Here is a 26,276-nt window from a genome sequence, read left to right as displayed (position 1 = left end):
TATGAAAACATTACATACAATTTACCTAATAAACCATTATTTTTGTATTGAGTTGACCAAAATTTTCCTTGGTCTTATCCCATTAAAAACTAAAACATTATGGTAAAGAAAATTTTAAAAATCATTGGAATCCTCTTATTACTTTTGATAGTAACGCTATTTGCTGCACCGTTTTTATTCAAAGACCAGATAAAAGCAAAAATATCTGAGGCTATAAACGCCAATGTAGACGCCAAAGTAACCTTTGCAGAAGCAGATTTAAGTCTTTTTAAAAATTTTCCAAATGCAAATGTAACTTTAGAAAAATTAGTCATAATCAACAAAGCGCCCTTTGAAGGTGACACCCTTGTTTCATTGGGAGAAATCGACTTAAAAATGTCTATCAAAGAACTTTTTAAGGATAAAAAAGAAGCCATTGCTATTGATGGCATTTACTCTAAAAATGGATTAATTAATATCATTTTCAATAAAAATGGAATCGGCAACTTTGATATTGCTCTCAAAGATCAAAAAGCAAAAGAAGAAGGTCCAAGTAGTCCATTACTTTTAAAAATCAAAGATTATAAAATTGAGAACTTTCAATTTCGCTATTTTGATGAAAGCTCTAAAATTAAAATGGTTATTGATAGTCTTAACCATGAAGGAACAGGAGATTTTGCTGCACAAAAATTAGATTTAGACACCAAAACTACAGCCAAAATTTCTCTCAACCTGGACAAGGTCAACTACATGAATAAGGTTGCCTTAACACTAGATGCCGTTTTAGGTATTGATTTGGCGCAAAGCAAATATACGTTTAAGGAAAACAAAGCCTTAATCAATCAATTGCCGTTAGAATTTGATGGTTTTATACAAATAATGCCAAACGGACAACAATATGACTTAACGTTTAAAACACCTACCTCCTCATTCAAAAACTTTTTAGGGATTATCCCTGAAGCCTACGCCGCTAGTCTAGACAATGTAAAAACTACTGGAGATTTCACCATAGTTGGTTTTGCAAAAGGGTTGTACTCTGAGACTACTGTTCCAAAGTTTAACATAGCCTTTGCCTCAAACAATGCTTCGTTTCAATATCCGAATTTGCCTAAATCAGTTGATAAAATTGTAATAGATACCAAAATTATCAACGAAACGGGAATTCTTAATGACACCTATGTAAACCTAGACCAACTATCATTTCAAATTGATCAGGATGTATTTAATGCCAAAGCCAATATTAGAAACGTGACGCAAAACGCACTAGTTGATGCCGCATTAAAAGGAACTATTAATTTAGCTAATCTCTCTAAGGCCTATCCTATCAAACTTGACAAACCTTTATCAGGTATTTTAAAGGCTGATGTCACTACAAAATTTGACATGCAATCTGTTGAGAAAAGCGACTATGAAAAAATAAAGAATGCCGGAAACATGAGTTTATCTGGTTTTAAATACGCTGACGAAAACGGAAAAACAATGAACATAAGCACGGCAGTGGTTCAGTTCAATCCTAGCCAAGTGAATTTAAAACAATTGAATGCTACGACAGGAAAAAGCGACATTAGTGTAAGTGGAATTTTAGAGAATTTTTACGGATTTATCTTTAGAAATCAAGAACTAAAAGGAAATTTCAATATGATTTCGAAGCAAATAGCTGTTGATGATTTTATGACGACAGGCGAACCTGCAAAAACCGAAGCAGCTACAGCTAAAAAAGCCGATGCCATGAAGATTCCTGCGTTCTTAAATTGTACGCTTACCGCAAAAGCTACTACCGTTTTATATGACAACCTTACGCTGAGAGATGTCTCTGGAAAATTATTTGTTAGGGATCAAAAAGTAACCCTTGAAAACGTAAAAACATCTATTTTTGGAGGAACTATTGGCGTAAACGGTGCCGTTTCTACTAAAGGGAAAACACCTGTTTTTAACATGGATTTGAAATTAAATCAAGTAGATATTGCACAATCGTTTACGCAGCTGGACATGCTGAAAAAAATTGCTCCTATTGCCGGTATCATCAACGGGAAGCTGAACTCCAGCATTAAACTAAACGGAAATCTAGATGCAACTGAATTTACACCCGATTTAAAAACACTTACCGGAGACTTATTGGGTCAATTGTTGTCATCTACTGTAAACTCAAATAATTCTACTTTGCTCAAAGCAATTGGGTCTAACATCAAATTTATTGATGTCAACAAAATCAATTTAAATGACATTAAAGCAGCCATCACGTTCAAGGACGGTAAGGTAAATGTGAAGCCATTTGATATTAAATACAAAGACATCAAAGCCACTGTGGGTGGAACGCATGGTTTTGACCAAAGCATGAATTACACTTTAAAATTTGATGTGCCGGCCAAATATTTAGGCTCGGAAGCCAATGCGTTACTAGCTAAACTGACACCTGCTGATGCTGCCAAACTAGAGAATTTACCTATCAATGCATCTTTAGTTGGTAGTTTTACAAATCCGAGAATTACAACTGATGTAAAGACAGCGGTTACTAAGCTTACAACGCAACTGGTAAACCAACAAAAAGATCGATTGGTTAAAAAAGGAACCTCAGCAATTACAGATTATATTAACAAAAATAAAAAGCCAGGCGATACCACAAAAACAGCTACGCCTACTGCAGCTGCAACAAAAGAAGAAGTTAAAGCAAAAGCAGCCGATTTGCTTAACGGACTGTTCAAAAAGAAAAAGAAAGCTGTAGATACTACCAAAGTAAATTAAGAAGGTTTTATAAAATAGGAAAGAGGAATTCACTAAGTGAAATTCCTCTTTTTTTGTTTGTAATTTTAATCCTGTTCCTAGTGTAGGCGTGCTGCTGCAACGGGTTTACTTGCGTAAAGGATGGCAGCGGCATCCTTTTATGCAGCCCAAGCGGAATAAAAGATATAGCGAACAGCCTGACCTTTTTTTAAAATTTTTTCCAATTTTAAAAAAAGGATACGCCCAAGAACTTTTTAAACTGCAAGAGAAACTACATACCCCTCTGAACCACGGATGTTAAATACGGTTCCGTTTTCAAAAAGCAAATATTGCCCTTTTATCCCGGTAAGTTTTCCTTTAAATTGTGGTGTTTTATCTAAGCTTAAACTGTTTACTTTAGCAGGATAGTCTAGAACGGGATAATGCATTTCATACAAATCATTTTTTTGAGCATGAAAATATTCCTGAACCTCATTTGGAATTAGATTTTCAACTTTTAAACGTTCTGAAACTAAGTCAATTTGCTCTATATTATTGGTTAACATTTTTCGCCAATTTGTTTTATCAGCATAATGGTTCTTGAGTGCTACTTCGGTAATTCCGGCTAGATATCTATTAGGCACTTCAACAATTGAAATGGCTTGGTTGGCACCTTGATCTATCCATCGGGTTGGGACTTGTGTTTTGCGAGTCACTCCTACTTTTACTTCGCTAGATAAGGCCAGGTAAACAATATGCGGTTGCAATTGCACTTTTTGTTCATAGGCTAAATCCCGGTCTTGAATCCCAAGATGCGCGGTACTTAACTCGGGTTTCATAATCCAATCGCCCACGGCTGGGCTGGAATAAAAACAATCGTAACAAAAACCTTGACGGAATATTTTTTTCTTTTTGCCACAATTTAAACATTGATAGCCTACAAAATTGATTTCTAGCTCTTTATTCAGCAACTGATTCACGTTCAAAAAACTATCTTCAAAAACCAAGTAATATTGAATGGGATTACCCAATTCGGTTTGCATTTTTGCAAGTACACCTTCGTAAGTCATGCGCTTTAAAGTTTCGGGTTTAACACAAGTTGTTAAACAAATTTTGTTATTTTTGGTAAAGTTATCATTCGTAATTCATAATTCATAATTTAAAAATGCCGCTAACCATAATCAATTCGTTTGCTTCTTGGGTGCTTAAACAAAGGATTCATCAAATCGAACTTTTCTTGAAATACCCTAATGAAGTTCAGGAAGAATTGCTTATGCACTTGATACAATCCTCAAAGAATACAGTTGTTGGCAAAGAATATGAGTTTGCATCTATACAAACCTATGCCACGTTTGCAGAACGAGTTCCTATATCTAGCTACGAAGAATTGCAACCCCTAATTGAACGGACTCGCCAGGGAGAGCAAAACGTTTTTTGGGAAACACCCATAAAGTGGTTTGCTAAATCAAGCGGTACCACGAACGCTAAGAGTAAATTTATTCCTGTAAGTAATGAAGCGTTAGAAGATTGTCATTACAAAGGCAGCAAAGATTTGTTATGCTTGTATTTGAATAACAATGAAGATTCGGAATTATTTTTGGGGAAAAGTTTGCGCTTAGGTGGCAGTTCCCAAATTTACGAAGACAAGAATACTTTTTTTGGAGACTTGTCGGCTATTTTAATAGAGAACATGCCTATTTGGGCAGAGTTTAGCAGTACACCAAGCAGCAAAACGTCCTTAATGAGCGAATGGGAAACCAAGATTGCTGCCATTATCAACGAGACCAAAAATGAAAATGTTACTAGTTTTGCAGGAGTTCCTTCCTGGATGCTGGTATTAATGAATAAAATGCTGGAGGAAACCGGCAAAGGGAATTTATTAGAAATTTGGCCCAATTTAGAAGTGTATTTTCATGGTGGTGTCAATTTTGAACCGTACCGCGAGCAGTACAAAAAAATACTTCCCAAAAAAGATTTTAAGTATTACGAAATATACAATGCCTCTGAAGGTTTTTTTGCCATTCAAGACTTGAATTATTCCAGTGATTTGTTGTTGATGTTGGACTACGGGATTTTTTATGAGTTCATTCCGATGGATGCCTTTGGCACGCCAAATCAAAAAGTAATTCGACTGGCAGATGTAGAATTGTTTAAAAACTATGCTATTGTCATTACTACCAACTCTGGTTTGTGGCGCTACATGATAGGTGACACGGTGCGTTTTACTTCCTTAAACCCCTATAGAATAAGAGTTACAGGCAGAACCAAACATCATATCAATGTTTTTGGCGAAGAATTAATGGTTGAAAACACAGATCAGGCTATTGCCAAAGCCTGTAAAATCACCCAAACCGAAGTGGTTGACTATACTGTGGCACCCATTTTCATGGAAGGCAAAGAGAAAGGCGCTCACGAATGGATGATTGAGTTTAAAGACAACCCTACAGATGTAGCGGAATTCCAGAAAGTATTAGATGAATCCATACAAGCTCTCAACTCTGACTACGAAGCCAAACGCTACAACAACATGACCTTAAACCCATTGGTGATCAATGTAGCTCGTAAAAATTTATTTTACGATTGGTTAAAAGACCGAGACAAACTAGGCGGGCAACACAAAATACCAAGATTATCCAACCAAAGGGATTATTTGGAGCAATTGAAGGAGTTGCAGTTTCAAAATAAATATATGTGATAGAAATGAAATAGGATTGTATAAATTAAATAAAAGTTCTATTCCCTAATAAATATTGTAATAGCAATTTTAACAAAATCTAACTTCAAGATGATATCTCAATGAGTAAGAAATAAAAAATTACTTTAAATATCTATTTGAACGCAAAATACATTATTCTATATTAGCATTTTAAAATGCTATTCATTTAATGACAACACATAACCTTCTTCTTGTAGACGATCATCCTATTACTATTGATGCCTATATCAATATATTATCCCGACTTGAAAACACCACTATTCCAAAACATTTTACTACCGCATTTTCATGCCAAGAAGCATACAACAAAATAAGGGATAGGAATCATTCTCAGCTAACATTAGACGTAGCTTTTTTAGACATTAGTTTACCTCCTTATGAAGACAAAAACATTCAAAACGGTATTGATTTAGGAATTCTTATCAGACAATACTTTCCTAAATGTAAAATCATTTTATTAACCATGCATAGTGAACCTCTACTCTTATACAATGCAATTGAAAAAATAAATCCCGAAGGTTTTATATTAAAGAATGACATTAACGCACAATCCCTGATGACCGCTTATCAAGAAATAGTCGTTGGGCAAAAATTTTACAGCACCACCATTCATAAGGTGTTACGCCAAGACATTATAAAAAAACTTGATTTTGATGCCATTGATTGTGAAATATTGGCCTTATTATCCCGCGGAATAAGGACTAAAGACATGACAGACCAACTTGAACTGTCCTTGAGCACTATTGAAAAAAGGAAGTCAAATATTAAAATCCAGCTTTTAGTTGATAAAGGAACCGATAAAGATATCATAGACGAAGCAAAAAAAATAGGGATCATATAATCCAAAAAACCGTAAAATTTTAACATAAAAACCGTAAAATTAATCCAAAATCTTACATTAGATTTGCAACGTAGAAGTTTAAAAAAACAGAATGCCCCCAATTTTCTGTTCTATTAAGCGTTTGTTAAAAATTGAAAGCACTAGATTGATTTTACTCTAATCATACTAATCTAACGAAGGACCTACTACTTCTTTTAGGATTAATTTTAGGAGTATATAGTTATTTTTTTTAAGAAATTATAAACGAAAAAATCAGTATTCTAGTGCTATCAACCAATTTGTTGAGATGATTTATCCGTCTCAATTTGAAATAATGACACTGTTAACAGTTAACTATTTCATATATCTATAGATACTATTTTTTGATTTATAGCCATCATAAAATACATCATAGATTTTTTTTTGAGTTGAGCACTCGTATCGAGCGAGTGCTTTTTTTTTTAAAACTTAAGAATTAATGCTCCATCATATCAATATGCCTGTCATGGTATCCTAATAGGTATAAAACACCATCCAGACCTAAACTAGAAATAGCACTTTCTGCCTTTTCCTTAACAGTGGGTTTCGCGTGAAAAGCAATTCCAAGACCAGCAAGATTTAGCATTGGTAAATCATTTGCGCCATCACCTACCGCAATGGTTTGATTGATATGAATACCTTCTTTATCAGCAATGGCTTGTAGGTATTCGGCTTTCTTTTTACCGTCAACAATCTCACCTATGTAATCACCTGTTAACTTACCGTCTTTTATTTCTAGTTCGTTTGCATGAACATAATCAATTCCCAATTCTTTTTGCAAATAGTTCCCAAAAAAGGTAAAACCTCCAGAAAGAATAGCAGTTTTGTATCCGTAATATTTTAAGGCCTTCATTAATCTATGGGCGCCTTTTGTGATAGGTAAATTCTCGGCTACAGTTTGCAGTACTTCTTCACTCAATCCTTCTAACAAAGCCATTCGTTGCTTAAAGCTTTCGCTAAAATCAATTTCGCCATTCATTGCAGCCTCGGTAATTGCTTTAACTTGCTCGCCTACTCCAGCAAGTTCTGCAAGCTCATCAATAACTTCAGTTTGAATTAAGGTCGAATCCATATCAAAACATACTAGACGCCTATTTCTGCGATACATATTGTCCTCTTGAAACGATATATCCACATCTAGCGTTCTCGAAATTTCCATAAAACTGGCGGTTATAAAAGACTTATCAACGATTGTTCCCGTTACCGAAAGCTGAATGCAAGCACGAGGGAATTCTTCTTTTTCAATAATGGAAACACGTCCTGTCAATCTCTTAATAGCATCAATATTCAAGTTTTGATTGGATAAAATCTGGGTCACTGCAGCAATCTGTACCGCAGTTAATGTTTCCCCTAAAATATTGATTGTATACCGTTGTTTTCGTTGCCCTTTGACCCAAATCTCATATTCGCCAATAGATATAGGAATAAATTTGACCTTAACCCCCAATTCGTAGGCTTTGAATAACAAATCTTTTAAAACCGGCCCTGATGTTGATCCAGCCTGAATTTCAAATAATATACCCAAGGATAGCGTATCATGAATATCAGCTTGACCAATATCTAAAATAATAGCATTGTAATTGGCTAAAATTGATGTTAAACCAGCAGTTACTCCAGGCTTATCTTGTCCTGAAACTTTCAATAATATAACTTCTTTGTCCTCTACTTTCATGTGACATAATTAAATTGTACTAACAAAAATCGATATTCTAAAGTTGATATTAAATAAATAGACGTGATTTTTTAAAACAATAACAAATACTGTAAAAACTGCATAAAAAAACCTGTTTATATCAATAAACAGGTTTGCAATTTTAAGAAAACTGCAATCTAAGAGATTCTTGGATTTGATTAAATCCTACTTACTATTTATCTTAGAGTACTAAACTTCCACGTTGCTATTTTTAAAACTTTTAAAGAGTTGGATTCTCGACATGTTTTTTAAAATTATCTAAAATTGCCTGCCACCCATTTTTTTGTAATTCTTCTGTATTCTCTGTTTCTGGATCAAAACTTTCTATTATTTTTATGCAATCTGCTTCCTTCTCAAAAACAATTGTCACTTTTCTCCCATCAGCCAGTAGGTACTCTATTAAAGAATGGTTCACAACTTTAGTATAAACCCCTTCAAAGTCAAACTGCATTGTGCCGTCTTTTGAAGCCATCGTATATTTGAATTTCCCTCCCACTTTTAAGTTGTTTTCAGCAAAAGGAGTATGCCAATCATCTGAGGCGTTATTCCATTTCATGATATGCTCCGGAGTAGTCCATATGTTCCATACTTGATCTATTGAAGCATTTATGGTGCTTTGTACTGTTATCATTTTAAAGTTTTTTTTAATTTAAATATAAAATTACAAAATATTTAAAAGTAGATTTTCTTTTTTATATGCCAATATCTTTTTAAAATTTCCATAAAAAAAACCTGTTCAAATCAATGAACAGGTTAGTGTTTTCTTTGAGAAAATCGCAATATTAAGATGCTATCTCCAATCGTTTCAATAGATTTCTATTCAAAGTTTCTTGCGCGTATTCTTCATCAATCACTAAGGTCTTGTCTTCTGAACTTGGTAATTCGTACATCGCATCTGTTAAGATAGCTTCACATAAAGAACGCAAACCACGTGCACCTAATTTGTATTCTAAGGCTTTGTCCACAATAAAGTCTAATGCTTCATCAGTGATAGAGAACTCCACCTCATCCATTAAGAATAGTTTTTGGTACTGCTTGATTAAGGCATTTTTAGGCTCTGTCAAGATCGAACGCAAAGTTGCTCTATCCAAAGGATCCATGTGTGTCAAAACTGGTAAACGGCCAATAATCTCTGGAATCAATCCAAAATCTTTGATATCCTTTGGGATAATGTATTGCAACAAATTGTCTTTGTCAATATTGTCTACATTTTTTGAAGTCGAATACCCCACGGCTTGACGGTTCAATCGTTTCGAAATGATTCTTTCTATTCCATCAAAAGCACCACCGGCAATAAACAAGATATTTTGGGTATTTACCTCAACAAATTTTTGGTCTGGGTGTTTACGTCCTCCTTTTGGTGGGACATTCACAACGGTTCCTTCAAGTAATTTAAGTAAGGCTTGTTGTACTCCTTCACCAGACACATCACGCGTAATAGATGGATTATCACTTTTACGAGCAATTTTATCAATCTCATCAATAAATACAATTCCGCGTTCTGCTTTGGCTACATCATAATCAGCAGCTTGTAACAAACGTGTTAAAATACTCTCTACATCTTCACCTACATAACCTGCCTCTGTCAATACGGTAGCATCTACAATAGCTAAAGGAACGTCAAGCATTTTCGCAATGGTTTTAGCTACTAATGTTTTTCCAGTTCCGGTTTGACCTACCATGATGATGTTACTTTTTTCAATCTCTACCTCATCGTCTTGTTGCTGTTGCATCAAACGTTTGTAGTGATTGTAAACTGCCACAGACATCACCTTTTTAGTTTGGTCCTGACCGATAACGTATTGATCTAGGAAAGCTCTAATTTCTTTTGGTTTCTGTAAAACTAAATCTCCTACTAGTTTAGAACTACCAGTTGTTTTTAATTCTTCAAGAACAATTCCGTGCGCTTGCTCGATACATTTATCACAAATGTGCGCATCAATGCCTGCTATTAATAAATTAGTTTCTGGCTTTTTCCTTCCACAAAACGAACATTCTAATTTTTCTTTCGCCATTCTTTTTAGTCTAATGTCATAAAGTCAAAAGTCTCAAAGTCTGCATAATACATTCGACTTTAGGACTTTTGACTTTCGACAAATTTTTATCCTCTTCTCAATACTTCATCAATCATTCCGTATTCCTTAGCTTCATCTGCTTTCATCCAGTAATCACGCTCACTATCTGCATGCACTTTATCAAAAGTTTGTCCGGAGTGGTGTGAAATGATGTTGTATAATTCGTCTTTTAATTTCAACATTTCTCTCAAGTTGATTTCCATATCAGTAGCTACACCTTGTGCTCCTCCTGATGGTTGGTGAATCATTACTCTTGAATGTGGCAATGCCGAACGTTTCCCTGCAGCTCCTGCACATAATAATACTGCTCCCATTGAGGCAGCCATACCCGTACAAATTGTAGCTACATCAGGCTTGATGTATTGCATGGTGTCATAAATCCCTAAACCTGCATAAACACTTCCTCCTGGAGAGTTCAAGTAAATTTGAATATCCTTAGAAGCATCTGCACTTTCTAAAAATAACAATTGTGCTTGTACTATGTTTGCAATTTGATCATCGATTCCTGTTCCTAGAAAGATAATTCTATCCATCATTAATCTAGAGAAAACGTCAAGTTGCGAAATGTTTAACTGGCGTTCTTCAATGATATATGGAGTCATATTAGTAGGATTCATTGCCGCAACGATTTTATCGTAATACATGGCATTTACTCCTTGGTGCTTTGTAGCAAACTTTTTAAATTCTTTACCGTAGTTCATGTGTATGTGTTCTAAGTTGTACTTTATCTCTAGTTGTATATCGGTATTGCAAAGGTCGTTCCGCTTTACAAATCGTGTCAATATGTCTTGCTTTTTAGCCCAGATAGTAGTGGAAAGCTTTTTGAAAGCTGTTTTTTGATTTTATAATTAGGGCAAAGCGACCAAAGGAAGCTCTTGCAATAATTGTATAAAATCTAAACAGGTAAAAAAACTTGCAACGAAAAGCTGGATTAGCTCCTACTTGCTAAAATAACAAAAGAGCGTCAAAAAAATAAATTTCTGACGCTCAAATATAGGTAATTTTTATTGTTTTGCATTTGTAATAAAATCTTAAAATTTGAAACAACTAACGAAATTGTTTTTCGTTTTTTCAACTTTTGACTTTATGACATTTGACTTTACGACTAGAATTTATTCTCCGTAAGATGCAGCAATAAATTCTTCGTAAGTCACTTCTTTAGTCGTAGGATTTGCTTTTTCTTTGAATACTTCTAATAATTTTTCAGCAACTACTTGATCCGAAAGTCTTTTTACTTCGTCTTGGTTTGACAAAACGCGTGCTACAATTCCTTGAACTTCTTCCTCAGTAGGATTTGTTTGTCCGAATTGTGCCATTTGCTGACGTATATTTTTTGTAGTGAATGTTTTTAAGTCTTCAAAAGTGATTTTGATATCAGATTGTGCCATAGCTCTACCTTCAATCAATTGAAAACGCAATCCTTTCTCAGAACGTGCATACTCAACCTCAGCTTCTTCTGGAGTTAATTTTTTCTCACCTACCGTTTGTAACCATTTTTTCAAGAACTCAGCTGGTAAATCAAATTTTGTGTTTTCGATTAAGAACTCAGTTACATCACCCAATAATTTTTGATCTGCTTGAGCAGCAAATTGGCTTTCAGCATCCTCTTTGATTTTTCCTTTCAATTCTTCAAGTGAAGAAATTGTTCCAGCACCAAACAATTTATCAAACAATTCTTGGTTCAATTCAGCTAATTCAGCAGTGTTGATTGCTTCGATAGTGAAGTTTACAGCAACGTCTAAACCGTGAACGTCATCATGATTTACTTTCATCACGTCCATCAATTGGTGGTCGTCTTCAAATAAACCTTTAGTATTTACAGTTACCACATCACCTACTTTTTTACCAATGAATAAATCAAAAGTCGCTTTGTCTTTAAAAAGATCCGCAGCAATAGTAGTGGCATTATTAATTCCTTTTTCTTCGTTAGAGAATGTTCCCGTAACATCTGAATCAGCAGCAACAACTTCTTGTGGAATTGCAGTTCCAAATTGTTTTTGGATTCTTTCTACTTGACCGTCGATTAATTTATCATCAGCAGTAACCACATATTTTACGATGTCGTTTTTAGCCTCTAAATCCAATTCGAAATTAGGAACCAAACCGATTTCATATTCGAAAGTCAATTCTTCAGCACTCCAATCAAAGTTTTCATTCACTTTAGGAAGTGGAGTTCCAAGAAGGTTCAATCTCTCAGACTGAACGAAACGCTCAAGTGCTAAATCTACAACTTTCTGAACTTCTTCTTGTTTAATAGCTTTACCGTATTGTTTTTCAACAAGGTCTTTTGGCACAGCACCTTTTCTAAAACCTTTAACAGTTGCCAAAGGCATTTTTTCGTTTATTCTTTTTGCTACTTGACCTTTATAATCCATATGAACAACTGTCATTACAATTGTTTCATTTACAGCGTCTATTGCTACTCTTTTAATATCCATCTTCTTCTTTAATTTACATTATAAATTCGGAATGCAAAATTATAAAATTTTTATAAGCCAACCAAGCTTTTTATCGAGACCCTTTTTACCCAATTTCTTCTTTCAAAATCTTATAAAAAGACCATTTCCTGAATATAAATTCTTGAAGTGATTGTTCTTTGCCTTTTTGCTACAAGCTTAAGGAATCGATCTACAGCTTTCAGACTCTCTGCAACTCGAGGATTGTATAGATTTTTCTTAAACAAAAAAAAGCCTCGATAAAATCGAGGCTTTTAGTTTGTGCGTGAATTATTGACCTAATACATCAAAATTGAAAGTTTGTAGCCCGTAGCGGAATCGAACCGCTCTTACATGGATGAAAACCATGCGTCCTAACCGATAGACGAACGGGCCTGCTTTTATTTCGGGTGCAAAAATAGAAACTATTTTTTAAAATCCAAAAAAAAATTACTGATTTTTATAAAAAAATAAGAATTACACGGAATAAAACTCGCAACTGTTTGATTTATAATTACTAAAAATTTAAGCAATTTGTTTAAAAAATAGGGTTTGAAACCAATAACACCTCTTAGACTTGATCCTTTCTTAAAAAACAAACATTAAAAAGCAGTATCCAAGTAAAAGCACAATCCAGTTCACTAAAGAATCAACTGAATTGTGCTTCTTTATTTTACTTTAAAATATTAAAAAAATTATACTCTAAATTAAGGTAAACACCATTAGGAGCTGTTCTCATCATAGAACTATACAATTCATATCTATAAGCAAGGTCAATCCTAGCTTGACTATTTATTATAAATTGAACAGACGGCACTACATCTAGAAATGATTTTCCATTTTTATTCAATGTTTGTCCTAAAAACTCAATCATTGTATTAATGTTGGTCTGCTTAAAATTAGTGTATTTCTTAGGATACATCAATCTACCAATAGAAAATGTGTAATTAGTAGCATTGTCACTTAAGTTCTCTGGAAAGTTATAATTAGGTTTGTTATCATACACTTTTTCAAAACTTAAACTTGAACTAAGAGCTACTTTTTTAATGAGCTGCGTGGCTACCAATCCAGTTTCAAAACCTGTGTTTTGTCCTTGAATTTCAATTTGCTCTTGATGAATATCAGCCTTATTAAAACTATAGCGTCCGTAAACTGCCATCCTAAAATGACTTTGCACATCATCAGTTGAAAGAAACCTGTACTTAGCATAAATACTGGCTCCTTCAGTGTTTAATTGATTATTTCTACTGCTCACAAAAAGCGTTGTACGAACCATCACATTTTTATTAATTCCTAAGGTAGCCTCGGGCATCATGTGGTAGTTGTATCCTGACTCCATTTGTTTTTTAAAAATAGATTGCCCCAAACGAATTCCCAAAGATCCAGCAGGTACATTACTTGCAGGATCCGTGACAACAAAAAGCTCTTGAGCATTTATACTCGTTACAAACAGTAGTAATACCGCACTAAATAACTTCATTATAAAACTCTTTTAATATGATAATCTTCTTCATTATCAAGTGCATAAGTAGGGACTTTTGAAAATGTTTTTTGCATTTTTTTAAATTCCTTATGCGTTAAATATCCTTTGTCATAGACTTTTACCTTAGTATCCGTTGTGCTATTCGATACGTTTTCATCTAGTATGATGTAACTTGACTCTTTCTTTTTTAAATCCTCTGAAGAAAGTGTCAGCTCTAGCGAACCTATAAAAAACCCTGCTTTTTCAACAGCATCTTTCAACATTTTTGGCGTAATGGCATTGTTGTTTTCAAAGGCTACAAAAAAAGAATTTGTATTTAAATCCGTACTTACATTGACCACTCCATTCATTGCTTTTAATTGCTTGTTTATAGCATTCGAACACATTGAACACGTTAAACCTGTCGCTTTAATTTCGGCTTTTTGCATTTGAGCAAATCCTGTTAATCCAAATAACAAAACCAAACCAATTGACATGATTGCTTTTAAATTATTTCTAAACATCTTGTTATTTTTTTAAAAAAGTTAGAATAATTTCCTCTGTTGGGTTTGTCGCTACTAACTTTCCAGAAGTATCAAACAAGTATGAACTTGGCAATCCCTCTACTCCAAAAAGCAATGCTGTTTTTGCATCAAAACCTTTTGCATCTATCAATTGCGGATAGGCCAATTTATCTTTTTCAATAGCCGCAATCCATTTTGCCTTATTGGTATCCAATGAAATCCCTACTATTTCAAAATTTTCATTTTTATGAGCATTATAAAAAGGTACTAATTTTTTATTGGCTTGTCTGCATGGCCCACACCAAGACGCCCAAAAATCAACTAAAACTACTTTACCCTTAAATGATTCAAGAGTTACTGCAACGTCCTTATCGTTGCTTAACTGAACATTTGGCAACGCATCACCTGTTTTAAGTTGTGCATTGGCTACAGCCAAATTAAAAACTATACTGAGTATTATTACTATTTTTTTCATCTTGTTTACAGTTTAAAACAGACCTACTAATTGAGCAAAGTGCACTTCAACTAGTAAGTACTTGTTTGAATTATTATGTTTTATTCTTGCTTTTTACCTACTCGATCGTACTGACAACATCCATGAAGACCATCATAAGCTGCATCTGGAGCTTTGTGATTATCACTATCATAACCCGCTGCAGCAATTCTTTTTAAGATTTCTTCTTGGTTTGTTTTGGCAGGATTGAACACTAATGTTGCCATCTTAGTCTCAGTATCCCACTGCACCTTTGCTACGTTTTTTTGGCCACCAGCCGTTTCTATATTTTTTTTGCACATACCACAGTTTCCGTAAATTTTTACTGTTTTGGTTACTTTATTATTGCTTTGTGCACTTACTGTTACTGATAACATTATTACTAAGGCAACTAAAATTTTATGAATTGTTTTCATCTTGATTTATTTTTTGAGACATAATGCCGACAAATACACCATCACTACATAAAATGTATTGTTGAATAAATGACACGACAAATTTTGGAATTAATTTAAGCTATTTTTTTTGACAAGACAGACTTTTGGCTGTCACCAATACATTTAAGCTATTTTTGGTGGAAGCCAGATGGATCTATATCCTGAGGATATGAAGATATTAGAATAATAAAAGTTCTGTTTTTTTGTTGAAAAATCAAATAACGGATTATTAAATTCCAATTGCATGCCGTTTGTCATTCCTAGATAAACGAAAGAACCTCCGCATGTAATGCTTTTACAAGCGCCATTGCAGCCGTCATGAGATTCTTTTTTTGAAGACTGTTTTTTAGAACAACAGTCTTTTTTTTCTTTTTTGACTGTGCTTTTTTTAGCACAGCACGCCATCTCCCCTTTTTTATTACAAGCCATAGTTGTTGTTGGACTCAAAAAGAATCCAAAAACAACTAAAAGTAATATGTATAGGTTTTTTGACATTTTTATTTATTACCGAATACAAAGATATTTTATTAACCAATTACAATAGAGCATATTATTGCTAAATGAGTGTTAAATTTTAGTTTTCACTTATTAATCCCTAACAATCCATTCATTATTGACTGGGAAACTGATAATAACACACTAAAAATTATTGCCGTAAGAAAGGTCTCTACCTTAAACCCGTCCACAATTTGTGAACACAATACAATCATAAGCGCATTAATAATCAACAAGAACAATCCTAATGTAAGCACTGTAACCGGTAATGTTAGAAGAACAAGAATAGGTTTAATAAAAATATTTAACAATCCTAAAACTACCGCTACAATCAAAGCTGTTGTAAATCCATTTACGTAAACGCCAGGTAAAAAGTTTGCAAGAATTAAAACTATTACTGATGTGATGATAATTTTTAGAAGTAAATTCATGGGATAAATGGTTTTTAAATTAAATTAAAAGTAATAATTTTTACAGATTTTTGAAACTATTCCAAGAAAGAAATTACTTTGTCATAAAACATTGCAGGGTTTTCGGCATGCAGCCAATGCCCCACTTTAGGTATTGTTTCAACGGTTGCCATAGGAAAATGATGTTCTATGGTACTAAAATCAGAGTCCAAAATATAATTGGAATCACCTCCTCTTATAAACAAAGTAGGCTGCGTAAATATTGCATTTTCTGGCAACGGCTGGCCTATTTGGTCTAAATTTTGATTAAAAGCTTCCAAATTAAATCTAAAAGCCAATTGACCAGGCTCTTTCCAATACAAGTTTTTCAACAAGAACTGTCTTGTACCAAAATCCGGAATGAATTTTTCAAGAATCGTCTCGGCATCATTACGAGTTGGTTTCTTAGAAAAATCAACAGCGTTTAAGCCCGCTAAAATAAGTTGATGATGCTGAGGATACAGTTTTGGACCTATGTCTGCAACGATTAGCTTACTAATCAATTGCGGTTGTGTTGTAGCCAGTGTCATAGCTACTTTGCCACCCATACTGTGCCCAATAATAAAAATAGAGGACAACTCATGCGCTTGACAATACTCAAAAACATCTTGTGCCATGATTGCATAACTAAATTCACCAGAATGTAAGCTTCTACCGTGATTGCGAAGATCTAGCGTGTGAACTTGAAAATGAGCTGCAAATTGCGTTGCCAATGATTTCCAATTGTCTGACATGCCCAAGAATCCATGCAGAATTAAAAGCGGTTGCCCTGAACCTTCTATTTTTGAAAAAAGCATATGCTATTATTTTTTAAACTTAATTGACTCTTATTTACTTCAACTTTCTTAAATACATGTTCACCACATTATCAAATCCTAAATAAAGAGATTCCGAAATTAAGGCGTGACCAATGGAAACTTCCAGTAAACCCGGAATATTCTCTTTAAAAAACTGAATATTATCTAAACTTAAATCATGACCCGCGTTAATCCCTAATCCTAGTTGGTTAGCAATTTCAGCCGCTTTAATGTAAGGGTCAATTCCTTTTTTGTTCCCTAAACTGTATTGGTGTGCAAATTCCTCGGTGTATAATTCTATTCTTTCGGTTCCTGTTTTTTGAGCTCCTTCAATCATGGCGGCAATGGGATCTACAAAAATAGATGTTCGAATGCCTTGACGCTGAAACTCCTGAATTACTTCTGTTAAATAGGATTGGTTTGCAATCGTATCCCAACCCGCAGAGGAAGTAATAGCTCCTATGGCATCTGGAACCAAGGTTACTTGTGTAGGCTTACACTCTAATACCAAATCGATAAAGTTGTGCTGTGGATTTCCTTCTATATTATACTCTGTATGAACAACTGCTTTTAAGTCACGTGCATCTTGATACCTAATATGGCGTTCGTCAGGTCTAGGATGGATTGTTATTCCTTGTGCACCAAAATTTTGTAGATCTATGGCTACCTGTAAAAGATTAGGCACATTACCACCGCGAGCATTACGTAACGTAGCTATTTTATTAATATTCACACTTAACTTTGTCATTTATATCGCTTTTGTTTTGATAGTTATATTTATGATTACAAAAATACAAAGTAAAACTTAGGAGATTTTGCTAATTTTTGATTATTTTGCAAGAAATATTGCGGATTGATTTATGACAGAAATTACAGAGTTTATAACCAACGATTTTAAGGCTATTGACAAACAAGAATCTATAGCTACGGTTCAGGATTTTTTTAGTGAGCTCCACTACTCTCACTTTCCTGTTGTAGATGAGGGTATATATATAGGTAGCATTCCATCAGAGGATATAGAAACATTTGATAGCACTAAAAGAGTAGCCGATTATCGCTTCACCCTTGAAGGTTTTTTTACAAGAACTAATATGGTGTGGCTCGACGTACTTGAAGTTTTTGCTAGAAACAAAACGAATTTAGTTCCCGTTCTAGATGAAAACAATACTTATGTTGGGTATTATGAAATGGAGGATGTTATGCGTTATTTTCACGACACGCCATTTTTAAAAGAACCAGGAGGAATCATTGTAGTAAAAAAACCCGTGCTAGAATACTCCATGAGTCAGATAGCGCAAATTGTAGAGAGTAATAACGGTAAACTTCTAGGATTATTCGTTTCTGAGGTTGAGGTTGACAATGTAGTGGTAACTTTAAAAATAACTCTTGGAGCCATGAATGAAATTATTCAAACATTCAGAAGATACAATTACATTATCCTGACAGAGCACCAAGAAGACAATTACATCAACAATTTAAAAGAACGCTCTGATTATTTAGACAAATACCTTAATATCTAGAGCAAAATTTCACATTCAAAAAGTGTTATACCAATTATTCCATAAAACGATTATCCAAAAAATATGAAAGTTGCTATCTACGGTCAATATTATCAAAACAGCACAGAACCAATTATCAATGATATCTTTGATTTTTTCAATAAAAAAAAGGTTGAAATGGTTATTGAAGTTCAATTTTTGAAAATATTAAACGACAAGAAAATTGTAGAAAAGACATATAATACCTTTAGTAAACACACTGAATTAGACAGTAGTTTTGATATGTTGATAAGCATAGGTGGAGATGGCACCATATTAAGAGCTGCTACGTTAGTGAGAGACTCCGGCATTCCAATATTAGGTATAAATGCAGGCAGACTAGGCTTTTTAGCCACAGTACAAAAGGAAAATATTGCAGCATTTATGCAATTTGTAATTGATAAAAAATATACCATTTCAAAAAGAACTCTACTGAGTTTAACCTGCACACCCTCAAACGAAGCCATAGAGGAAATTAATTTTGCAATGAATGAAATAACAGTGAGCAGAAAAGATACTACTTCTATGATCACTATTGACACATATCTAAATGGAGAGTTTTTAAATTCATATTGGGCAGACGGCCTCATTATATCAACCCCAACTGGATCAACTGGATATTCATTAAGTTGTGGTGGACCAATATTAACTCCTGATGTAAAAAGTCTTGTCATTACACCAATTGCACCACACAACCTCACGGCACGACCACTTGTTGTTCCAGACGAAACAGAAATCAGACTAAAAGTATCTGGAAGAGAAGAAAATTATTTGGTTTCATTAGATTCAAGAGTTACCTCTATAAAAAATGAATCGATATTAACCTTAAATAAAACACCATTTCAAATTAATATGGTTGAAATACCCGAAGAAACTTTCCTAAAAACACTTCGTAACAAATTACTTTGGGGTCAAGACAAGCGCAATTAAATCATTTTACTTAAAAGGCTATACGATTTTATCAGTTTTTTACGTTTAAAAGAAACAAACGCCTTGTTTAAAGAACGTTACTATGTGAATTATTAAAAAAATACACATTTAACAGATTGGGCATTGTATCGAATTGATAATTATTATATTTGCACGCAATTTTTGAGTTAATGAAGAAGATCTTTTATTTATTATTATCTATTATTCCCTTTACTGAAGTACAATCTCAAATACATGAGGTTGGTGTTTTTATGGGCGGTAGCAATTACATAGGTGATGTAGGAACAACAACTTATATTGCACCAAATGAAAGTGCTTTTGGTTTTTTATACAAATGGAATAAAAGTCCTAGGCATTCCTTCAGGTTTTCATACAATCAATCTCATCTTACTTCTAGAGACCAAGATTCTAAAGAAGGAAGTAGAACTAACAGAGGTTATGATTTTAAAACAAATATTCAAGAACTATCATTAGGTCTAGAGTTCAATTTTTTTGACTTTAATCTTCATGAATCATCTACTAAAATTACTCCGTATGTGGCATCAGGTATTAATTATATCTTTGCTGATTATGACTTAAACAACAGTAATACCGGCTTAACTGTAAATGGAAGAACAGAAAGAAAAAAGTCTGTTGCAATACCAATGATAATTGGAATTAAGTCTAACATTACACGCAGACTAATATTAGCATTAGAAACAGGTGCTCGATACACCTTTACCGATAATATAGACGGCAGTTTTAATCAAAATTTTGGGAATATAAATAATAACGATTGGTATGTTTTTACAGGAGTAAGTCTTACATACACTTTTGGACAAAAACCGTGTTATTGCACAGAATAAAAATGAATTTATTAGAGAATATAGACACCACTAGATTACCCAAACACCTAGCCATCATAATGGATGGTAACGGACGCTGGGCAAAACAACAAGGATTTTTACGCGCTTTTGGTCACGAAAGCGGTACTAAATCAGTAAAAGTTATTATTGAAGCAACAGCAAAATTAGGCATTGAGTGCCTAACATTATATGCATTCTCTACTGAAAACTGGAATAGACCTAAGCTTGAGGTAGAAACCTTAATGAAGGTTCTTATAAATTCCCTAAAGAAAGAGTTGACCACACTGCAAAAAAACAACATTAAGCTCAACGCAATAGGCAACTTAGAAAAACTTCCTAAAACAGCTCAAAAAGAATTACTTGATGTTATTGAAAAGACCAAAAACAATACTCAAATGACTTTGACTTTGGCGCTAAGCTATGGTTCAAGAGAAGAACTCGTTTCGGCCGTAAAAAACATCTGTAGTAAAGTTAAAAATAATATAATTTCAATAGACAATATTGACGATTCCATTATTAATGAGCATCTTTACACGCAAAATTTACCAGAGGTAGATTTATTAATACGAACAAGTGGAGAACATAGGATAAGTAATTTTTTGTTGTGGCAAATAGCCTATGCAGAATTATATTTTACTGATATATTGTGGCCAGACTTTAAAGAACAAGATTTATATGAGGCTATCATTAGTTATCAAAAAAGAGAACGCAGATTTGGAAAAACAAGTGAACAAATTAAATAATTTTTTAGTGTTAAAAAAAAGCATACAATTAGCCCTTAGCGTATTAATTTTCGGGTGTTTTACACAAGTAAAAGCGCAGGAAAGAGTTCCTTTTGATCAAGGAAAAAAATACATATTAGCTGATGTTACCGTTGTAGGCGATATTAGTTTTAACAGTCAGACTGTAGTTACTTTTACAGGACTACAAAAAGGTCAAGAAATTACAATTCCTGGAGAAGAAGTAAGTACTGCTATAAAAAAACTAGGCAAGCTTGGCTTATTTGATGAAATCTCTTTTTATATAAATAAAATTCAAAACGATAGTATTTATCTAGATTTAAACATTGTTGAATTACCAAAACTAGGTGAAGTAAAAATTGTAGGTGTTAAAAAAGCTAAAGTGGAAGAACTGATCAAAGACAACTCTCTTACTAAAGGGAAAGTTGTTAATGAGAATTTAATAACAACCACTAAAAATTATATTGAAAATAAATATAAGAAAGATGGTTTTTACAACACTAAAGTTAACATCAACACCATAAAAGACACCACTACTATCAATCAAGTGAATATGCTTGTAAACATTGATAAAGGTGACAAGGTAAAAATAGAAAGTATTGATTTTGTAGGAAACACTAAAATAAGTGACAAAAAACTACGAAATGCAATGAAAGATACAAAACAAAAGAAATTGACTCGTCTTTTAAAACCATCTAAATACATTAAAGACAAATACAAAACAGATCTTGAAAAAGTAATAGCTTCTTACAAAGAAAAAGGTTTTAGAGATGCTAGAATAGTATCTGATTCTATAGTGTACAATAAAGACAAAAACCTCTTAAACATAAAAATTAATGTTGAAGAAGGAAATAAATATTACTTTGGAAACATAAAATTTCTTGGAAATACGGTCTATACTGATCAAGGTTTAGCTAGAGTTTTAGGAGTAAAAAAAGGAGATACATACAACGGCGTTTTACTTGAAAAAAGAATTGCTGACAAGTCTAAACCAGATGCTGAAGACTTAACAAACTTATATCAAAATAATGGTTATTTATTTTCGAATGTAAATGCTGTTGAAGTTAAAACGGCAAACGACACCATTGATTTTGAGATTAGGATCACCGAAGGACCTATCGCTTATTTTAACAAAATTACGGTAGTAGGAAATGACAAAACTAATGATAGAGTAATTTACCGTGAATTAAGAACCAAGCCAGGGGAAAAATACAGTAAAGACGAATTAGTACGTACGGTTCGTGAAATTGGACAATTAGGATTTTTTGATCCTGAAGCAATTGATCCGAAATTTAAAAATGTAGACTCAGGAGCTGGAACGGTAGATATTGAATACAATCTTGTAGAGAAAGGATCTAGCCAAATTGAACTTCAAGGTGGTTATGGTGGTGGTGGTTTCATAGGTACACTTGGACTATCATTTAATAATTTTTCTGCTCGAAATATGTTTAAAAAAGAAGCATACAAGCCATTACCTATGGGAGACGGACAAAAAGTTTCATTGCGTTTGCAAGCTAGTACTTTTTTTCAAACGTATAGTGTATCATTTTCAGAGCCTTGGTTTGGAGGTAAAAAACCAGTATCTTTTAGTTCATCCCTATCATACAGCAAACAATTTTTAAACAATTTTATTACACAAAGAGCAGATAAAACAAGAAGTTTTGATATCCTAACCTTGTCTGTAGGTCTTGCAAAAAGACTTACTGTGCCAGATGATTTCTTTGTATTATCCCAATCTGTAAGTTACCAGCACTATTCGTTAAACAACTACAACACTGGTTTGTTTACCTTTGGTAACGGAACTTCAAGAAACTTATCATATACTATAGGACTTACCAGAAACAGTAAAGGTGTAAACCCTATATTCCCAACATACGGATCAGAGGTTAGCCTTTCAGCAAAACTGACACCTCCTTATTCTTTGTTTAATGGAGTAGATTATGCTAACCTTGGCAATCAAGAAGAATATAAATTAAAGAATACAGTAGACAGACAAAATGTACCCGATGCTAATGGAAATATAGTAAACATTGGAGATTATGTTGATGCTAATGGTAATAAAGTAACTGATTTTAATTTGGCTGCAGCCGATGCAAGTAAAGTTGACCAAAAAAGATTCAACTGGTTAGAATACTATAAAGTAAAATTCAAAGCTGATACGTATACCAAAATTTATGGTAAATTAGTATTGCGTTTATTAACAGAGTTTGGATTTTTAGGAAGCTACAATCAAGAACGTGGAGCAGTTCCGTTTGAAAGATATTATTTAGGTGGAGACGGATTAGCAAACTTTGCAATGGATGGACGTGAAAACATTCAATTGCGCGGTTATCCTAACAACTCTCTTACACCTACAAATGAAAGAGGAGAACAAATAGGTGGAACAGTATTTAACAAGTTTTCTATGGAACTACGTTACCCTATAACATTAAAACAATCAGCATCTATATATGCACTTGGATTTTTAGAGGCGGGTTCAGCATACAAAGATTTTAAAGCCTATAACCCATTTTCTTTAAACAGATCAGCAGGTGTTGGATTGCGTGTTTTCATGCCAGCATTTGGATTATTAGGAATTGATTTTGGTCATGGATTTGATGCACTTCCAGGACAAGCCAAAGCAAATGGATGGGAAACGCATTTCATTATAGGCCAACAGTTCTAAGCATCATTTTTTGCAACTTAAAATAGTACCATTATGAAAAAACAATTTATAGTCGTTTTTGTAGTATTTGCATTTGTTTTCCACGGATTGAATGCACAAGTCAAAGGAACAAAACTTGGGTACATAGATATGGAGTATATTTTACAAAATGTACCCGATTATATTGAGGCAAAAAATCAATTGGAACAAAGAACTCAAAAATGGAAAATTGAGATTGACACCAAAAGAAATGAAATCAATACGCTTAAAGAAGCATTAAAAGCCGAAAAAACATTATTAACAAAAGAGTTAATTGAAGAAAGAGAAACAGAAATTCGGTTTCTTGAAAATGAAAATTTAGAGTATCAGCAAAAGAGATTTGGTCCCAACGGAGATTTAATAGCTCAAAAAGAAACACTGATAAAACCAATTCAAGATCAAGTTTTCACAGCAGTCCAAGATATTGCAGACAGATTGAAGTATGATTTTATTTTTGATAAATCTTCGGACCTAACCATGCTATTTGCCGCAAAAAAATTCGATATTAGCGATCAAGTTTTAAGAGTTCTTACACGTGTTGAAAAAAGAGAGCAACTCACAAAAAAACAGCTCAAAGATGCTGAGGCAAGAGAAAGCAAAGAAGATGCCGATGCCGACAATGAGCTTGTTCAAGAGAGAAAAAAAGTTCTAGAAGAGAAAAAGACGGCTCGAGACAAAGCTTTTGAGGAGCGCAAAGCATTGCAAGAGCAAAAGAAGAAAGAATTCGAGGACAACAAAAAAAGAATTCAAGAGGAAAGATTAGCTAAAAAAAATGGCACGGTTTTAGCAAAACCAACTTCAGATGACGCAACTAAAACCGCAACAAATGAAGCAAGTAAAACGACCCAAAAAACGGAAGAAGTAAAATTAAATTCAGCCGAAGAGAAAAAGAAAATTTTTGAAGAGCGCAAGAAAGCTTTAGAGGATAAAAAGAAAAAAATCCTTGAAGATCGCGAAGCTCAAAGAAAAGCAAAAGAAGATTTACAAAAGAAGAACACAAATAACAATTAATTACTTAATATTTTAAAACCGATGAAACAAATCAAAACTCTATTAATTGCTGCACTATTAATGTTAGGAGCAAACCAAACCGTTAATGCACAAGCAAAGACAGCTCATGTTGATGTAAGTGAAATTATGACAAAAATGCCAGCAGTATTAGATGGTCAAAAACAATTAGATAAATTGAGTGGTACATACGATGCTGAATACAAAAAAATGGTAGAGGAATACCAAGGGAAATTAAAAAAGTACGAAGCAGAAGCTGCTACAGTAACTGAAGCTATAAACGGTGAACGTTCAAAAGAAGTACAAGACATGCAAAAAAGAATTGTTGATTACAGAGACAATGCTCAAAAAGAATTGCAACAAAAAGAATCAGATATCATGAAACCACTTATGGAAAAAGTAAGAGCTTCAATCCAAAAAATTGGTAAAGCAAAAGGTTTTCAATATATCGTTGATGGATCTTCTTTATTACTTGCTGACGGACCAAACTTGACAGCTGATGTTAAAAAAGATTTAGGTTTCTAAAAAAATCAAGCTTTAAATTATAAAAACTGCTCCTACTATTAAAGTTTGAGCAGTTTTTTGTTTCAATACAGTATTGCAATATTAAATTTAAGCACATAACTTTGTTATTATGGACTACAACAATCAGCCGATAGGAATTTTTGACTCAGGAATAGGTGGCACCTCAATATGGCGTGCTATACATGCATTACTTCCAAATGAAAAAACAATATATCTTGCCGATAGCAAAAATGCTCCCTACGGTCAAAAATCAAAATCAGAGATCATTGCCTTGAGCATGAAAAACACTGATTTTTTATTGGATATCGGTTGTAAATTAATAGTAGTGGCTTGCAATACAGCTACCACAAATGCCATTCAAGAATTAAGAGCCAAATATAGTATTCCGTTCATTGGTATAGAGCCAGCTATAAAACCAGCTGTTACGCATTCAAAAACACAAGTAATTGGCATTTTAGCTACACAAGGCACACTCAATAGCGAACTCTTTAATAAAACAACTGAAAAATATCAGGATACAAAAATAATTGAACAAGTAGGACACGGTTTGGTTCAATTGATAGAAAATGGACAGATAAACTCCCCAGAAATGACTCTTTTACTAGAATCTTATATTGCACCAATGATTCGAGAAAACATCGATTATCTCGTGCTGGGATGCAGCCATTACCCCTATTTGATTCCGCAAATAAAGAAAATACTCCCTGATCACATTCAAATTATAGATTCAGGCCAGGCTGTAGCCAAACAAACACAAAATGTACTAAGAGAAAAAGTAGGTTTCACAAATAGTTCGGAGTCTGAAAATATATTTTACACGAATACAAATCCAAAAGTACTTCAAGAAATTATTGGCAATGAATTTATCGCCATTAGTAAAGACTTTTAAAGTA

25 protein-coding genes and 1 tRNA gene are annotated in these 26,276 nt (G+C 33.6%); 11 read left to right on the top strand and 15 right to left on the bottom strand.

Annotated elements, in window-relative coordinates; all coding sequences use genetic code 11:
* The first annotated feature begins 99 nt into the window (after positions 1–99).
* Positions 100–2,721, top strand: coding sequence for an AsmA-like C-terminal region-containing protein (locus DNC80_RS08185; RefSeq protein ID WP_182650737.1), 2,622 nt, complete (start codon positions 100–102; stop codon positions 2,719–2,721).
* A gap of 233 nt (positions 2,722–2,954) precedes the next feature.
* Here DNC80_RS08185 and DNC80_RS08180 read toward each other — a convergent pair whose 3' ends face one another.
* The gene (locus DNC80_RS08180) at positions 2,955–3,749 is read right to left on the bottom strand and encodes a DUF2797 domain-containing protein (protein WP_182650735.1); all 795 of its coding nucleotides are present in this window, start codon (positions 3,747–3,749) and stop codon (positions 2,955–2,957) included.
* Between the two features lie 95 nt (positions 3,750–3,844).
* Between DNC80_RS08180 and DNC80_RS08175 the strand changes: the two genes are divergently transcribed.
* Entirely contained in the window at positions 3,845–5,374 is a 1,530-nt protein-coding gene (locus DNC80_RS08175; protein WP_182650733.1) for a GH3 auxin-responsive promoter family protein, read from the top strand.
* 190 nt (positions 5,375–5,564) lie between these two features.
* Positions 5,565–6,236, top strand: a complete 672-nt coding sequence (locus DNC80_RS08170) for a response regulator transcription factor (RefSeq protein ID WP_182650731.1) — start codon at positions 5,565–5,567, stop codon at positions 6,234–6,236.
* A 454-nt stretch (positions 6,237–6,690) separates the two neighbouring features.
* Here the strand turns inward: DNC80_RS08170 and serB are convergent, their stop codons facing one another.
* The 14 genes from serB to DNC80_RS08100 all read right to left on the bottom strand — a co-directional run bounded on the left by serB (position 6,691) and on the right by DNC80_RS08100 (position 17,862).
* Entirely contained in the window at positions 6,691–7,926 is a 1,236-nt protein-coding gene (serB, locus tag DNC80_RS08165; RefSeq protein WP_182650729.1) for a phosphoserine phosphatase SerB, read from the bottom strand.
* Between the two features lie 241 nt (positions 7,927–8,167).
* The gene (locus tag DNC80_RS08160) at positions 8,168–8,578 is read right to left on the bottom strand and encodes an SRPBCC family protein (protein WP_182650728.1); all 411 of its coding nucleotides are present in this window, start codon (positions 8,576–8,578) and stop codon (positions 8,168–8,170) included.
* A gap of 151 nt (positions 8,579–8,729) precedes the next feature.
* Positions 8,730–9,962: an ATP-dependent Clp protease ATP-binding subunit ClpX gene (gene clpX / locus DNC80_RS08155; protein WP_182650726.1), complete on the bottom strand. Its 1,233-nt coding sequence runs from the start codon at positions 9,960–9,962 to the stop codon at positions 8,730–8,732.
* A gap of 86 nt (positions 9,963–10,048) precedes the next feature.
* Positions 10,049–10,723 (bottom strand): ATP-dependent Clp endopeptidase proteolytic subunit ClpP, encoded by a 675-nt coding sequence (gene clpP, locus DNC80_RS08150; protein ID WP_182650724.1) that lies wholly within the window; start codon positions 10,721–10,723, stop codon positions 10,049–10,051.
* 411 nt (positions 10,724–11,134) lie between these two features.
* Positions 11,135–12,460 (bottom strand): trigger factor, encoded by a 1,326-nt coding sequence (locus DNC80_RS08145; RefSeq protein ID WP_182650722.1) that lies wholly within the window; start codon positions 12,458–12,460, stop codon positions 11,135–11,137.
* Between the two features lie 321 nt (positions 12,461–12,781).
* Positions 12,782–12,853: transfer RNA gene (locus tag DNC80_RS08140), tRNA-Glu, on the bottom strand.
* Between the two features lie 277 nt (positions 12,854–13,130).
* Entirely contained in the window at positions 13,131–13,937 is an 807-nt protein-coding gene (locus tag DNC80_RS08135; RefSeq protein ID WP_182650720.1) for a hypothetical protein, read from the bottom strand.
* The gene (locus DNC80_RS08130; RefSeq protein WP_182650718.1) at positions 13,937–14,443 is read right to left on the bottom strand and encodes a heavy-metal-associated domain-containing protein; all 507 of its coding nucleotides are present in this window, start codon (positions 14,441–14,443) and stop codon (positions 13,937–13,939) included. The genes DNC80_RS08135 and DNC80_RS08130 overlap by 1 nt, the downstream gene beginning before the upstream one ends.
* 4 nt (positions 14,444–14,447) lie before the next feature.
* A complete protein-coding gene (locus DNC80_RS08125) occupies positions 14,448–14,918 on the bottom strand; it encodes a TlpA disulfide reductase family protein (protein ID WP_182650716.1) in 471 nt (156 codons plus the stop codon).
* A gap of 80 nt (positions 14,919–14,998) precedes the next feature.
* Positions 14,999–15,352 carry a heavy-metal-associated domain-containing protein gene (locus DNC80_RS08120; RefSeq protein WP_182650714.1) on the bottom strand — a complete coding sequence of 118 codons (354 nt, stop codon included), beginning with the start codon at positions 15,350–15,352 and terminating at the stop codon, positions 14,999–15,001.
* A gap of 144 nt (positions 15,353–15,496) precedes the next feature.
* Complete coding sequence (locus DNC80_RS08115) at positions 15,497–15,868, bottom strand: hypothetical protein (RefSeq protein ID WP_182650712.1); 372 nt, start codon at positions 15,866–15,868, stop codon at positions 15,497–15,499.
* 86 nt (positions 15,869–15,954) lie between these two features.
* Positions 15,955–16,299, bottom strand: a complete 345-nt coding sequence (locus DNC80_RS08110; RefSeq protein WP_182650710.1) for a phage holin family protein — start codon at positions 16,297–16,299, stop codon at positions 15,955–15,957.
* A gap of 56 nt (positions 16,300–16,355) precedes the next feature.
* Positions 16,356–17,114: an alpha/beta fold hydrolase gene (locus tag DNC80_RS08105; RefSeq protein WP_182650708.1), complete on the bottom strand. Its 759-nt coding sequence runs from the start codon at positions 17,112–17,114 to the stop codon at positions 16,356–16,358.
* A gap of 34 nt (positions 17,115–17,148) precedes the next feature.
* Positions 17,149–17,862: a pyridoxine 5'-phosphate synthase gene (locus tag DNC80_RS08100; protein ID WP_182650706.1), complete on the bottom strand. Its 714-nt coding sequence runs from the start codon at positions 17,860–17,862 to the stop codon at positions 17,149–17,151.
* A gap of 112 nt (positions 17,863–17,974) precedes the next feature.
* On the opposite strand from DNC80_RS08100, the gene DNC80_RS08095 reads away from it, so the two are divergent.
* The 8 genes from DNC80_RS08095 (at position 17,975) to murI (ending at position 26,272) form a co-directional block, all read left to right on the top strand.
* Positions 17,975–18,634, top strand: coding sequence for a CBS domain-containing protein (locus DNC80_RS08095; RefSeq protein ID WP_182650704.1), 660 nt, complete (start codon positions 17,975–17,977; stop codon positions 18,632–18,634).
* A gap of 63 nt (positions 18,635–18,697) precedes the next feature.
* On the top strand, positions 18,698–19,582 hold the full coding sequence (locus tag DNC80_RS08090; RefSeq protein ID WP_182650702.1) for an NAD kinase: 885 nt from the start codon (positions 18,698–18,700) through the stop codon (positions 19,580–19,582).
* Positions 19,583–19,752: 170 nt separating this feature from the next.
* On the top strand, positions 19,753–20,427 hold the full coding sequence (locus tag DNC80_RS08085) for a DUF6089 family protein (RefSeq protein WP_182650700.1): 675 nt from the start codon (positions 19,753–19,755) through the stop codon (positions 20,425–20,427).
* 2 nt (positions 20,428–20,429) lie between these two features.
* Positions 20,430–21,170, top strand: a complete 741-nt coding sequence (locus DNC80_RS08080; RefSeq protein WP_086452919.1) for an isoprenyl transferase — start codon at positions 20,430–20,432, stop codon at positions 21,168–21,170.
* Complete coding sequence (locus tag DNC80_RS08075; protein ID WP_182650699.1) at positions 21,103–23,832, top strand: outer membrane protein assembly factor; 2,730 nt, start codon at positions 21,103–21,105, stop codon at positions 23,830–23,832. The genes DNC80_RS08080 and DNC80_RS08075 overlap by 68 nt, the downstream gene beginning before the upstream one ends.
* A 33-nt stretch (positions 23,833–23,865) precedes the next feature.
* Positions 23,866–24,861, top strand: a complete 996-nt coding sequence (locus DNC80_RS08070) for an OmpH family outer membrane protein (protein ID WP_182650697.1) — start codon at positions 23,866–23,868, stop codon at positions 24,859–24,861.
* 21 nt (positions 24,862–24,882) lie between these two features.
* On the top strand, positions 24,883–25,383 hold the full coding sequence (locus DNC80_RS08065; RefSeq protein ID WP_144889506.1) for an OmpH family outer membrane protein: 501 nt from the start codon (positions 24,883–24,885) through the stop codon (positions 25,381–25,383).
* Between the two features lie 109 nt (positions 25,384–25,492).
* Entirely contained in the window at positions 25,493–26,272 is a 780-nt protein-coding gene (gene murI, locus DNC80_RS08060; RefSeq protein WP_182650695.1) for a glutamate racemase, read from the top strand.
* Positions 26,273–26,276 lie beyond the last annotated feature (4 nt).

Origin of the sequence: Flavobacterium sp. SOK18b, from assembly GCF_014156605.1 — a bacterium.
Classification (GTDB): Bacteria; Bacteroidota; Bacteroidia; order Flavobacteriales; family Flavobacteriaceae; genus Flavobacterium; species Flavobacterium tiangeerense.
Note: the sequence above shows the minus strand (reverse complement) of the source record. Positions and strands in the feature narration are given on the sequence as shown.